Origin of the sequence: Flavobacterium wongokense, assembly GCF_021608265.1 — a bacterium.
Classification (GTDB): Bacteria; Bacteroidota; Bacteroidia; order Flavobacteriales; family Flavobacteriaceae; genus Flavobacterium; species Flavobacterium wongokense.
This window is the reverse complement of sequence record NZ_JAKIHP010000001.1, coordinates 1,106,424-1,119,476: the sequence shown is the minus strand read 5'-3', so window position 1 is coordinate 1,119,476 and position 13,053 is coordinate 1,106,424. Positions and strand designations below refer to the sequence as shown.

At 39.4% G+C, this 13,053-nt stretch carries 9 protein-coding genes; 5 read left to right on the top strand and 4 right to left on the bottom strand.

Going from position 1 to position 13,053, the window contains the following annotated elements; all coding sequences use genetic code 11:
• Position 1 precedes the first annotated feature (1 nt).
• Together L1S31_RS04800 and aat are read left to right on the top strand one after the other, a co-directional pair.
• Complete coding sequence (locus L1S31_RS04800) at positions 2-376, top strand: DUF3127 domain-containing protein (protein ID WP_236462942.1); 375 nt, start codon at positions 2-4, stop codon at positions 374-376.
• A 79-nt stretch (positions 377-455) separates the two neighbouring features.
• Positions 456-1,133 (top strand): leucyl/phenylalanyl-tRNA--protein transferase, encoded by a 678-nt coding sequence (aat, locus tag L1S31_RS04795; RefSeq protein WP_236462940.1) that lies wholly within the window; start codon positions 456-458, stop codon positions 1,131-1,133.
• On the opposite strand, the gene L1S31_RS04790 is transcribed toward aat, so the two are convergent.
• Together L1S31_RS04790 and L1S31_RS04785 are read right to left on the bottom strand one after the other, a co-directional pair.
• On the bottom strand, positions 1,096-1,656 hold the full coding sequence (locus L1S31_RS04790) for a DNA-3-methyladenine glycosylase I (RefSeq protein WP_236462936.1): 561 nt from the start codon (positions 1,654-1,656) through the stop codon (positions 1,096-1,098). The two genes, aat and L1S31_RS04790, sit on opposite strands and share 38 nt — an antisense overlap.
• On the bottom strand, positions 1,646-2,296 hold the full coding sequence (locus L1S31_RS04785) for a queuosine precursor transporter (RefSeq protein WP_236462934.1): 651 nt from the start codon (positions 2,294-2,296) through the stop codon (positions 1,646-1,648). The genes L1S31_RS04790 and L1S31_RS04785 overlap by 11 nt, the downstream gene beginning before the upstream one ends.
• Positions 2,297-2,400: 104 nt before the next feature.
• Here L1S31_RS04785 and L1S31_RS04780 point away from each other — a divergent pair, with 104 nt between their 5' ends.
• The 3 genes from L1S31_RS04780 to mfd all read left to right on the top strand — a co-directional run bounded on the left by L1S31_RS04780 (position 2,401) and on the right by mfd (position 8,625).
• Positions 2,401-4,515 (top strand): M3 family metallopeptidase, encoded by a 2,115-nt coding sequence (locus tag L1S31_RS04780; protein ID WP_236462931.1) that lies wholly within the window; start codon positions 2,401-2,403, stop codon positions 4,513-4,515.
• Positions 4,516-4,653: 138 nt separating this feature from the next.
• A complete protein-coding gene (locus tag L1S31_RS04775; protein WP_236462928.1) occupies positions 4,654-5,235 on the top strand; it encodes a hypothetical protein in 582 nt (193 codons plus the stop codon).
• A 3-nt stretch (positions 5,236-5,238) separates the two neighbouring features.
• Entirely contained in the window at positions 5,239-8,625 is a 3,387-nt protein-coding gene (gene mfd, locus L1S31_RS04770) for a transcription-repair coupling factor (protein WP_236462925.1), read from the top strand.
• A gap of 5 nt (positions 8,626-8,630) precedes the next feature.
• On the opposite strand, the gene L1S31_RS04765 is transcribed toward mfd, so the two are convergent.
• The gene (locus L1S31_RS04765) at positions 8,631-10,649 is read right to left on the bottom strand and encodes a M48 family metallopeptidase (RefSeq protein WP_236462922.1); all 2,019 of its coding nucleotides are present in this window, start codon (positions 10,647-10,649) and stop codon (positions 8,631-8,633) included.
• 208 nt (positions 10,650-10,857) lie between these two features.
• The gene (locus L1S31_RS04760; RefSeq protein ID WP_236462919.1) at positions 10,858-13,035 is read right to left on the bottom strand and encodes a M12 family metallo-peptidase; all 2,178 of its coding nucleotides are present in this window, start codon (positions 13,033-13,035) and stop codon (positions 10,858-10,860) included.
• Between the last annotated feature and the right edge of the window lie 18 nt (positions 13,036-13,053).

Genomic DNA, 13,053 nt, shown 5'->3' with positions numbered 1-13,053 from the left:
TATGGAAGTTACCGGAAAAATTAAAGTGATTAATCCTGAGCAGCAAGTTAGTGCCAGTTTTAAAAAAAGAGAATTGGTTGTCGCTACAGAAGAGCAATATCCACAGTTTATCAGCATCAACTTTGTACAGGACAAATGTGATTTGCTAAACAATTACAATGTTGGCGATGCTGTAAAAGTTTCTATCAATTTGAGAGGAAGAGAATGGGTAAACCCACAAGGTGAAACCAAATATTTTAACGACATTCAAGGCTGGAGAGTTGAAAAACTCCAGGCAGAAGCTCCTGCTGCATCAATGGCTCCAATGCCTCCAGCAGAAACTTTTGCTCCGGCTACAAATTTCAATGAAGAAGAGCACGACGATTTGCCATTCTAATTTTAGAAAAGCAAATAGTTTAAAGAGGTCAGAAGTTAGAAGTCATGTTCTAATTTCTGGCTTTTTAAATTAAATACCAATGTATTTTTTATCCAAAGAATTATATTTCCCGCCTGTTGACGAAGCCTCTTTCGAAGGCGTTCTCGCCATTGGCGGCGATTTGTCTATTGACAGATTGCTGTTGGCTTATCGCAACGGGATTTTTCCCTGGTTTGATGAAGACGATCCCATCTTGTGGTGGTCACCGCCCGAAAGAATGGTGGTTGTTCCTTCCATCTACAAAGTTTCCAAAAGCATGCGGAACCTGTTGAACCAAAATAAATTCAGCGTTACTTTTAATCAAAATTTCAGGGAAGTGATCTTGGGCTGCCAACAAATTGAAAGGCCTGGACAAAACGGAACCTGGCTTTCGGATGATTTTGTAGCATCGTATACCAAACTTCACGAAATGGGAATTGCCAAATCGGTTGAAGTATGGCAGAATGACGAACTCGTTGGCGGATTGTACGGCATCGATTTGGGCCATATTTTCTGTGGTGAAAGCATGTTTTCAAAAGTTCCTAATGCGAGTAAAATTGCGTTTGTGACTTTAATCAAATACCTAAAGGAACACAATTACAAATTGCTCGACTGCCAGGTACACAACGACCATTTGGAAAAATTGGGCGCCATAGAAATTTCAAGGGAAACGTTTATGAAAGTCCTGAAATCGGAGGAAATTAATTTTTCTTCCAGCATTCAGCAACATGGTCGTTGACCATTCCCGTTGCCTGCATGTGCGCATAAACTACCGTTGAACCCACAAATTTAAAACCCCGTTTTTTTAAATCTTTGCTGATTTCGTCTGAAAGTGGCGTCGTTGCCTTGACATCGCTCATTTTTTTGACATTATTGTCAATGGGTTTTCCACCGGTAAATCCCCAAATGTATTTGGAAAAACTACCAAACTCTTTCTGTACTTCCATAAAGGCAATTGCATTGGCTATCGTTCCTTTTATCTTCAGCCCATTGCGGATAATTCCGGCATCCTGCATCAATTCTTCGACTTCTTTATCGCCATATTTGGCAACTTTCTTATAATCGAAGTTGTCAAAAGCCTTGCGGAAATTATCCCTTTTTTTCAAAATCGTATACCAACTCAAGCCTGCCTGAAAGGTTTCCAAAACCAAAAACTCAAAGAGTTTGTCATCATCATAAACAGGATTTCCCCATTCGTTATCGTGGTAATCGCGGTACAAATCATCTTTCTCACACCAGGAACAGCGTACTTTATTTTTCATCTTTAGCAATATATTTATCAATTAAATTATGTCCCAAATAAATCATTGGCGTCATCAAAACAGCAATAGCCAACTTTACCGAATAACCCGTCATTGCCGAAAGGAAAAAAGTTTTCGTGTCCATAATGCCGGGAATCCAAAATGCAATTCCGAGAACGATAAAACTATCGAATAGTTGTGAAATTACTGTTGAGCCCGTACTCCTGAGCCATATTTTCCGCTCGCCTGTCCTTCTTTTGAAAAAATGGAAAATGCTCACATCAATCAGCTGCGAAACCAAAAAGGCCGTGATGCTTCCGACGATGATTAACTGGCTCTGCCCAAATACCGCATTGAACTGTTCTGTTGAAACTGTACTGATACCTGTAGACGGAATTTTCATGGCAAAAAACAAGACTATAAAGGTGTAGGCAATCAGGCAGGCTGTAATAATAGAAAGTTTGCGGACTCCTTTTTCGCCAAAATATTCGTTGATTAAATCGGTGGTTACGAAAACGATTGGCCACGGCAGGATTCCGATGCTCATGACGGCTGGCCCAACATCAATTAACTTTCCGCCAATGAGTTCGGCCAAGACGGCATTGGTGATAAATATTCCGGCAAGAATAACATAAACAATGCCTTTTCTGGATTGAAACATAGCTTTTCTTTTTTCTCAAATTTATAGAATTATCTGTAATGATTTTCAAATGTCTGCAATGAATTGATTTTTCACTACTTTTGATAAATCAAATAAATTAACCAATGAAAAAAATAATTTTAAGCTTGATTATGATTGCCCCAATTGTTGCAAATGCCCAAAATTCTAATCCGTTCTTAAAAGACTGGACCGGACCTTATGGCGGCGTTCCTGCATTTAAGGACTACAAACTAAAAGATTTAAGACAGGCCATTGAATTTGCCATAAAGGAAAAACTGGGACAGGTTGAACAGATTGCCAACAATCCGGAGCCTGCAACTTTTGACAATACTATTGTAGCGTTGGAAAAAGCGGGTAAAAGGCTGAACCAGGTTTATGCCGTTTTTGGCATCTATAGCTCCAACATGAACAGTCCGGAGTTTGAACCTATCGAAACTGAAATGACGCCTAAGTTTTCTGAACTAAACAACAAATACTATCAAAACGCCAAGCTGTTTGAGAGAATTTCACAGATTTATAATTCGTCTCAAAAAGAAAAATTAACTCCGGAACAACAGCGTTTGGTATGGCTTTATTATTCAAACTTCGTACGCGAAGGCGCCAATGCAGATGCAGCGAGCAAAGACCGAATTGCAAAAATCAACGAGGAATTGGCCGGGCTATTTACCAAGTTCAGCCAAAATCAGTTGGCTGACGAAACCAATTACTATTTAGAATTAAAAGCACCAGCCGATTTTGATGGATTACCTGAAGAATTGAAAAATGCCGCTATCGCAGATGCCAAAGAGAGAAACCTCAAAATCATGGGATGCATTGCCAATACGCGTTCGTCTATTGAACCTTTCCTGACGTTCTCAAACCGCAGGGATTTAAGGGAAAAAGCATTTCAAATCTTTACCAGCCGTGGAGACAATGACAATGCCAACAATAATAATGAAACCTTAGTTAAGATTTTAAAACTGCGCTCAGAGAAGGCACAATTGCTAGGGTTCAAAACCTTTGCTGATTGGAGTTTGTCAAACACTATGGCTCAAAAACCTGAAAAAACATTAGACTTGATGATGTCTGTTTGGACTCCTGCAATTGATAAGGTAAAAGCAGATGTTGCCGAGATGCAGAAACTGGTTGACGCTGAAGGTGGAAAATTCCAAATTGCAGCATGGGACTATCGTTACTACTCTGAAAAAGTCAGAAAAGCAAAATACGATTTAGATCAAAATGATTTAAAGCCTTACCTTCAATTGGAAAAACTGCGCGAAGGAATGTTCTGGGTTGCGGGTGAAATTTTCAACTTAGGATTCAGGCAGGTTACCAACGTTCCTGTTTTCCATCCTGATGTAAGAACATGGGAAGTGTTTAACAAAACCACTAACAAGGTTGTTGGTGTGTGGTATTTCGATCCTTATGCACGTAAGGGAAAACGTTCCGGTGCGTGGATGAATGCAACCAGAGAACAAAGCAGGGTTGATGGTGATGTCATTACACTTGTATCCAATAACTGTAACTTCATCAAAGGAAATGAAGGAGAGCCAATCCTGATTTCATGGGATGATGCCAGTACTTTATTCCATGAATTCGGGCATGCCTTACACGGTTTAAATTCCAATGTTACTTATCCAAGTTTATCAGGAACCAATACGCCAAGGGATTATGTAGAATTCCCTTCACAGATTTTGGAACGCTGGCTGGCAACGCCTGAAGTATTGAACAAATTCGCTTTACATTACAAAACCGGGAAACCAATGCCAATGTCTTTGGTAGAAAGAAACAATAGGGCAGCAACGTTTAACGAAGCATTTTCAACTGTAGAAACTATTGCCAGTGCTTTGGTTGACATGAAACTGCATTTATTGTCAGATCCTGATATTAATCCGAAAAAATTTGAGGCGCAAACATTGGAGGATTTAAACATGCCAAAGGAAATTGTGATGCGTCACAGGATTCCGCAGTTTGGGCATATCTTCTCTGACGATGCTTATGCTGCAGGTTATTATGGCTATTTATGGGCTGACGCCATCAGTGCTGATGCCACAGAAGCATTTACTGAAACCAAAACCGGCATGTACAACAAAGAAGTTGCAAAACGTTTGTATGAAAATGTATTCAGCATTGGAAATACTGTTGATCCTGCGATTGCCTATAAAAAATTCCGTGGCCGTGAAGTATCTACTGATGCTTTGATGAGAGCAAGAGGCTTTGCCGTTACCAAAAAAAAATAATCAAATAAACTTTATAAAAATGCTTCCCCAACCGGAAGCATTTTTTGTTTTGACCCAACTTAAAAATTATAATCCCTTTAACTCCATCCTACCAAACTTTCCTTTTACCTTTGTACCTTTGTGTTTTAATTCATTTTTATGAAATTACTTTTTTCAGCATTATTATTGGTTTTTCTTTCATCCTGCCAGGAAGATCCAAAAGTCCGTGAAGAGCAGCAACAAAAAGAAGCACAAAAAAGAGAGGCTATATTCAACAACATCAATAATGGCTGGAATTTTAATTCGACTCCTTCCAATGAAGCATCACGCGAATTGACTAAGTACTGGGCAGAGTGGCGCGTATTTTTAAATGAACTGGGCCAAAAACCAAAAAGCTCGATAAGTGCGTTTCAGCAAAAAGCCAAAACACTTTCCAAAAGAGCTCTTGAACTAAACAATAACATTCCGGTAAAATATAACCTGCCTGAGGTCAAAAGCCGCATTGCAGTCATCACAACCAAAGTCAACGCGATAAACCTTTATATCCATCTAGGTCAGATTCCCGATAAAAAGATTGTGCAGTTGGCGCAGGAAATCAACACCGAATTGGCTTCGATGAATGCACAGCTTGAAGAAATCAAACGAAGGGGCGAAATCAAAATGGAAGAAGGTGAAGCCGATATGATTCGAATGTTGGACACGGCAAGGGCAATTCCGAACGAACCAAAAAACGTTAAATAAATTGTGAGTTTAGCTTCCTTATACAATAGTTATCTCCATTCGACGAAAGTCAGACAAATTGCAAACGAACTTGGCACAAGCGGTAGCGAACTGGCGAATCAAGATCCTTTAACAAAACTACAGTTAAAAGGGCTTTTGGGCTCGTCGTTCTCGTTCGTATTCCAGGCTATTTTCAAGCAAAGCGAAAAACCATTCCTGTTAATCTTCAACGAAAAGGAAGAAGCAGCTTATTATTTGAACGATTTGGAACAGATGATTGGTGCTAATGACGTGCTGTTTTATCCTAGTTCGTATCGTCGCCCGTATCAAATTGAGGAAACGGACAACGCCAATGTATTATTGCGTTCCGAAGTGTTGAACCGAATCAATTCGCGCAAAAAACCTGCTGTAATTGTCACCTATCCTGAAGCTCTTTTTGAAAAAGTCGTTACCCGAAAGGAACTCGAAAAAAATACACTCAAAGTTTCCGTTGGCGAAACCGTGTCCATTGACTTTATCAACGAAGTCTTATTTGAATACGAATTCAAGCGCGTAGATTTTATAACTGAACCCGGAGAGTTTTCGGTTCGTGGTGGAATTTTGGATGTGTTTTCGTTTTCTAATGACAATCCGTACCGGATTGAATTTTTTGGTAACGAAGTAGACAGCATCCGAACCTTTGACGTTGAAACCCAGCTTTCGGTTGAAAAGCACAACAAGATTACTATTATTCCCAATCTGGAGAATAAATTCATCAAAGAAAACCGTGAAAGTTTTCTAGAATATATCAGCGAAAAAACCGTTTTATGCATTGAGAACACCGAATTCCTGACTTCTCAATTGAACAAGCTTTTTGACAAAGCCATCGAAACTTTTGACAAGCTTTCGAAAGACGTAAAACACGCCGAACCCAAACATTTATTCCTGAATCAGGAAGCGTTTTTACACAAGGCTTTGGATTTTTCCCTCATTGAATTATCCAACAAGCCGTTTTTCAAAACGACCAAATCTTTCGAATTCCACATACAGCCTCAACCTTCGTTCAACAAGCAGTTTGACCTGTTGCTGAACAATCTGAGCGACAATCATTTTAATGGTTACACCAATTACCTGTTCTGTTCGAATGAAGCGCAGGCGAATCGTTTCCATGATATTTTTGAAAGTATCGATGAAGAGAATCATGAGAATGTCCGCAAACAATACCATACGATTGTTTCTTCATTGTATCAGGGTTTCATCGACGAGGAAAACCAAATTGCCTGTTACACCGACCATCAGATTTTTGAGCGTTACCACAAATTCAACATCAAAAATGGCTATTCCAAAAAACAGACGCTTACACTAAAAGAACTGAATTCACTATCTGTTGGCGATTATGTGACGCACATCGATCACGGCATCGGTAAGTTTGGCGGACTTCAGAAAATACAGGTGGAAGGCAAAACGCAGGAAGCAATCAAATTGGCTTATGCCGATAACGACATCGTGTATGTAAGCATTCATTCGCTGCATAAAATCTCAAAATATACCGGAAAAGACGGGACACCACCCAAGATTTACAAGCTAGGTTCCAATGCCTGGAAAACCTTAAAACAAAAAACAAAAGCGCGTGTCAAACACATTGCGTTTAACCTGATCCAGCTTTATGCAAAGCGCCGATTGGAGAAAGGTTTTGCCTGCGCACCGGATAGTTACCTACAGAAGGAATTGGAAAGTTCGTTCATTTATGAAGACACTCCGGACCAAATGACCGCGACACAGGACGTTAAAGCCGACATGGAAAAAGACCGCCCTATGGACCGTTTGGTTTGCGGCGATGTAGGATTTGGTAAAACCGAAGTGGCGATTCGTGCGGCTTTTAAAGCTGTCGACAATAGCAAACAGGTGGCGATTTTGGTTCCAACTACGATTTTGGCTTACCAACATTATCGAACATTTTCAGAAAGATTAAAAGACATGCCGGTCAATATCGGTTACCTCAACCGTTTCCGATCTGCCAAACAAAAAGCACAAACGATAGAAGATTTGGCGTCCGGAAAACTCGATATTGTAATTGGGACACACCAATTGGTCAACAAAAATGTCAAGTTTAAGGATTTAGGCTTACTGATTGTAGATGAAGAACAAAAGTTTGGCGTAAACGTAAAAGACAAACTCAAAACGATTGCTGCCAATGTTGATACCCTGACTTTGACCGCAACGCCTATTCCAAGGACTTTGCAGTTTTCATTGATGGCAGCAAGGGATTTATCTGTAATTACAACACCTCCACCAAATCGTTACCCAATAGAATCTCAGGTTGTTGGTTTTAGTGAAGAACTGATCCGTGACGCTATTTCGTATGAAATCCAACGAAACGGGCAGGTATTTTTCATCAATAATCGAATCGAAAACATAAAGGAAATTGCCGGAATGATTCAGCGTTTGGTTCCCGATGCACGGGTTGGAATTGGTCATGGCCAAATGGAAGGCAACAAACTCGAAGAACTGATGCTTGGGTTTATGAATGGCGAGTTTGATGTTTTGGTTGCTACAACAATCATTGAAAGCGGTTTGGATGTACCGAATGCCAATACGATTTTCATCAACAATGCCAATAATTTTGGGCTGTCCGATTTGCATCAGATGCGTGGAAGAGTTGGTCGAAGTAATAAGAAAGCATTTTGTTATTTCATTTGCCCACCTTATTCGGTGATGACTGACGATGCCCGAAAACGTATTCAGGCGTTGGAACAATTCAGCGAATTGGGAAGTGGTTTCAACATTGCGATGAAGGATTTGGAAATTCGTGGTGCCGGAGATTTATTGGGCGGAGAACAAAGTGGCTTCATTAACGAAATCGGTTTTGAAACCTATCAGAAGATTATGAACGAAGCCATTGAAGAGTTAAAGGAAAACGAATTCAAGGAACTTTACGAATCGGAAAATGATGTTGACACCAAAGAATATGTAAAAGAACTGCAGATTGATACCGATTTTGAATTGCTGTTCCCTGATGAATACATCAACAACATCACAGAGCGTCTGAACCTGTACAACGAATTGAGCAACATTAAGGACGAAGCAGGTTTATTGGCTTACGAAACCAAACTGATTGACCGTTTTGGGCCATTGCCAAAAGAAGCCAAAGCGCTGCTGAACAGCATCCGCATCAAATGGATTGCAACCCAAATGGGGATTGAAAAAATCATCATGAAGCAGGGCAAACTGATTGGTTATTTTGTGGGCGACCAGCAATCGGATTATTACAATTCGAAACAATTCAGGCAGATGCTCCAATTTGTACAGCAAAACGGGAACATCTGCAAAATGAAAGAGAAGGAAACCAAAAACGGTTTGCGCTTACTCATCACTTTTGAAAATGTTAAGTCCATTAACAAGGCTTTGGAATATATGGAGATGATGAAATAAGTGCTTTATACAAGGCTTTTATGAAACGATAATATTTGATCTATATTTTTATTTTCCACCCTGTTGCAGCTTATAATTGCATTTTCTATAGCATTGACCATCTTATTCAATCCGCCATTTTCAAAAATCTGGCCCGATTCCTTTTCAACTTTTCCGCCTTCTATGATGGAGTCCTTTAATTCTTCCAAGGTTTCAATATTGGGCAAAGCCACAAAAACCGAAGAATCCAGATTGGCAATCGTATCATTGATTTCATCAATATATTCCATAATTTCATTGGCCAATCTGTCAATCATTGCCTGCGTAACATCTTTATTGGCCTGAAGATTACCAATGCCATTCATGATTTTACCTTTGCCTACCATAAGTCCCTGATAGATTCCAATGATATTTTTTTGTTGGGCATAAAGATCCAACAATTGCGCTGCCTTACCCTTGGTTTTGGCAAGCCTGTAATACGATTGCAGAAACAGCTCGTCCCAGCCTTTGAATTTCTCCGAAAACAATGTTTCCCTTTCGTTATAAAGTATATTATAACACTCCTGTAATTCTTTTTGATTGTAAACAACACCGTTATGCTCGATGGTTTTATCCTTAATTTCCTTTGAGGCAATCTGCTGTACTTTAAGCATTTTATCTGCAACCGCTCTTACCGGAATCATTAGTTCTTTGAGCTGTTCTTTTATTTCTTTGATCCTTACCGAAAAATCACCTTCAAAACCATCGAGTTTTTTAAAGTCTTCCAAATCCGGAATATTAATAAAACGAAGTTCAAAGGTGTTCTCAAATTCATTGGTCAACGCTTCATTCCTCGATTCCGATTCGATAAATTTTTCGAAGTCGGTGAAGGATACATATTCATTTGGTGTTTTGCCCAAATAATTTTCATATATCAATGCGGTCATTTCTTCCTGAAGTTGTTCTGCCTTATTAAAAATCAGCCATGGCGAGCGTTTGTCAAATTCACAATCCACAAAAGGAGTTTTGGCATTTTTTTCCCTGTGGTCGTTTGGCGGATGACTGGCATACATATTCACCTTAGAAGTGTTGGAGCTCGAAAAAAACTGTTTGGCTCCGGATTCCTCCTGTGGCAATTCATTGAATTTTTGCTCGACTACAGGTCTTTCCTTTTCAATGAAATTGAGGTTATGGGAATATAGATTTTTGGTGTAAACCTTTTTCTTGGTAGCATGGAAAGCATTATTTACAATGGTATTCCAATAGTTGGAACCAAAGTCCAATTTCCATAAAGCCGAAACGATTGCCAGGCTTCCTGTTGTTTTCACGGCTACTTTATCGGCATTGAATTCCATTTCCCTTGAAAGGGCTGAGTGCATATAATTCAGGAACATATAAAATAACTCCAGTGCTTTCCTAATGAGCCATATCAATGGTGTAATTATCCATGCTGCAGCAGACAGCCTGATATCCGAGCCTCTCCATTTGTCCAGTAATTCGTCCCAGCTGTCACGGTTGAAAATCATATCATAAATAATAGTATTTGCGCTGTGGATATAACTTCCGATTTTCATGCTCTTCTGGGCAAAATGACCAAACTCATGAGCCATTACTGCTTTGAATTCGCTCATGTTAAGCGAGCTGACCAAACCAAGGCCAATCGTAAGGTCTTTTCCTGTTGGGAAGAATAGGCTAAGCCATATATTGGTATAGGAAACATAGGCATTCACATCGGGATCAACATAAATGGATTTTGGTTTTGGCGCTCCGGTCTCTTTGCAGATTTGGTAAACAAATTCAAATAATTGCGGATAGTCTTCTTTATGAAGTTTAATGCGGTTGGAAGGTTTATGGTTTTTTAGTTTAAATATGAATTTAAGTGTAAACACAAACAACATTATAGATCCTGCGATAGCTCCAATTTTTGCCAAAATCGTCAATTTGTTTATCTCGAGCATATCATAGGTAAATGCCCATAGAACCAAATAACCTAGCCCTATGATCAACAATACATAAAGTGCAAAGAAGGTAATTATTGCCAGTACTGCCAAGCTGGCTTTTATCATATAGGAATTGGATAGTTTCGTTAAATTTTCAGGCAAATTTATTGGCGCTGGTATAGTAAAAGTTTGGTCCATAAAGTCATAATATTTTTGCTAATCTAAATAAAAAATTAACAATTGTATTATGGCATCGGGAAAAAGCATTCATCAGGAATCTTATGCAATAAAAAAGCCCCTAATTATGGGGCTTTTTTATTGGTCTGTTTTAAAATTACATTTTCACAACTTTGAAATTAGCTTCGCGGTCATTTATTTTCAGTTTAAAGAAATAGGTTCCTGTTGCAAACTGTGAAATATCTACATTGGTCGTCAGCTCGTTTAACTTCTGAGTATATAATAATTGTCCCTGAACATTGTAAACCGTAACTTCTGTTATTGCATCTTTAGAAGTGATAGTCACTCTTCCGGTTGTTGGGTTTGGATAATAACTATAGTCTAAGAAGTCGGTGTTTTCAACACCCAATGTTCCTGTGCAGGTTATAGTTGCATTCCATCCTGAAGCAACAACGCCTTGGTCTGATGTGAATTTAAACGTCAACGAACCATCTGCCGCTGTTGAATTGAATTGTCCTGGATTTGTCACTCCTGTTAGGCCTAAACCTGTTGAAAGTGGCGGATGAAATTCCGTAGGCCCATTAATAACCTGTAAGTAGTCATAATTCGATTCCAAATTAAAACTTAGGAAAGTTACCCTCAACTTTAATCCAATGTTATATGGTGTCATGGTCCTTACCCACGATTCCATGTTGGTGTAGTTTCCAGTTGTGCCTCCAGTATCTGTAAAAGATACGCTGGAACACCAATTTGCCGTTGTAGTCGCAAATATTTTTGTTCTTGATGCCGGGTCAAAACCAGCACATAGTGGCCTCACCCTTATTTTGTAATACGTGTTTGGATTTAGCCCAGACACAGTATACGAATTTGTTGTTGCCGTATTCCAAACGATGGTCGATGATGCAAACGGAGTAACTGCAACCTGCCATGAAGTTGCGGAGCCAACATCAGTCCAGCCTATTGTGACCTCTGTTGGTGTGATATTGCTTGTGGTAATCTCGGTAACTGTATTTGGGCAGCTTGTCGTACAATCAGAGCTTAGGCATCCACTTCCATTAACTGCTGTTAAAATTGCCAAGGCAGGTTGTGGCCCGAAACCATTACTTAAACTGATTCCAACTCCAGAAACTAAATGGCAATAACTCATAATGGTTCCTTTTTCGGCTGCTGAGGGAATTGGCCCCAAAGGACATGTTCCTTCAGAGTATCCAGCCTGGGTTCCGCAACCGTCTATCGAAGTATTGTTACCATTCCAAACACAGGCGTGGGTATGCCTTGAACCTAAAAGGTGGCCAAACTCGTGGGTTATTACCTGTACTGTCCAGGAATAGGTTGGGACACTACTGAAATTAAAATTTACATCGGAATAACTGTAATTATTTTCGGTACACAAACCATTAATATCAACTGCTACGCCTCCAAGCCCACCTGGGTCTATGCCAACTAATTGTCCCACATCACCATCAAAAACCGGAGTAATTTCAGGGAATGCATTCAGGTAATCGCCAGACGAATCTCCAATTCCTTCATAAGGATCAAAATCAGTCCAGATAAAAATTGATTTTAAACCTACCGTAATTCCATCGTTATTGTAAAGTGTCTGCACATTATTGAATACCGATGTCATCCAGTCGATAGTTGCTGCTTCGCTGCTCCCATTCGCTTCGAATATATTGTAGTCCACTTCAAAATACATGGATACACATTTGGCACTGTTGATGTCCCTGTTTAAGGTTCCGTTGGTTCTAACCGGGATATTGTCATCCTTTACATGGCAGTCGAAATCATTTAAGACTTTCATCTTGGCATCAGAGTAAACAATATAATCTGTTTGATTGTTAAGTTTTACCAGCTTACCTACGACAACGTTACCAAGCTCCGAATCGGAAATGATACCGTTGAATTCTCCGTTAAAAAAGTTGAAAGCAGAAACAGATTTGGTTTCCCCTTTGATGATTCCCCTGTAGTAAACCCCTTTTTCGTAAGCGATGTTTTGTTTTTTATTGGTATCAACATGGAACCCTTCTACAAATGGGTTAACCTGATAAAGAAGCACTGAAATGATTCGGTTTTGATACGGAATCTGTAATTCGATAGTGCTGTATTTATTGGAAACAATTTCGTTGACTTTGTCAAGGTTTATAGTGGCTAATGTTGCGCCGTCGACAACTTTATCTACATCATTGTCGGTGGTATCCTGAGTTGGAACTAAAACAGAAATTGGTTTGAAATTGGCTCGCAGCCTTTGCAATTCCAACACTTTTTCTCCAACCTTATTTTGTGCCAATAAATTGGTAAGACAAAATAGCGCAGTTAATAGTAAACATTTTTTCATAGTGAATTTATTTTTGAC

Bases quoted from the DNA above. Each gene is read 5' to 3' on its own strand.
- L1S31_RS04800 (WP_236462942.1), top strand. From the start codon at position 2: ATGGAAGTTACCGGAAAAATTAAAGTGATTAATCCTGAGCAGCAAGTT.
- L1S31_RS04790 (WP_236462936.1), bottom strand. From the start codon at position 1,656: ATGAAAAATAAAGTACGCTGTTCCTGGTGTGAGAAAGATGATTTGTAC.
- L1S31_RS04775 (WP_236462928.1), top strand. From the start codon at position 4,654: ATGAAATTACTTTTTTCAGCATTATTATTGGTTTTTCTTTCATCCTGC.
- aat (WP_236462940.1), top strand. From the start codon at position 456: ATGTATTTTTTATCCAAAGAATTATATTTCCCGCCTGTTGACGAAGCC.
- L1S31_RS04780 (WP_236462931.1), top strand. From the start codon at position 2,401: ATGAAAAAAATAATTTTAAGCTTGATTATGATTGCCCCAATTGTTGCA.
- L1S31_RS04785 (WP_236462934.1), bottom strand. From the start codon at position 2,296: ATGTTTCAATCCAGAAAAGGCATTGTTTATGTTATTCTTGCCGGAATA.
- L1S31_RS04765 (WP_236462922.1), bottom strand. From the start codon at position 10,649: ATGATAAAAGCCAGCTTGGCAGTACTGGCAATAATTACCTTCTTTGCA.
- L1S31_RS04760 (WP_236462919.1), bottom strand. From the start codon at position 13,035: ATGAAAAAATGTTTACTATTAACTGCGCTATTTTGTCTTACCAATTTA.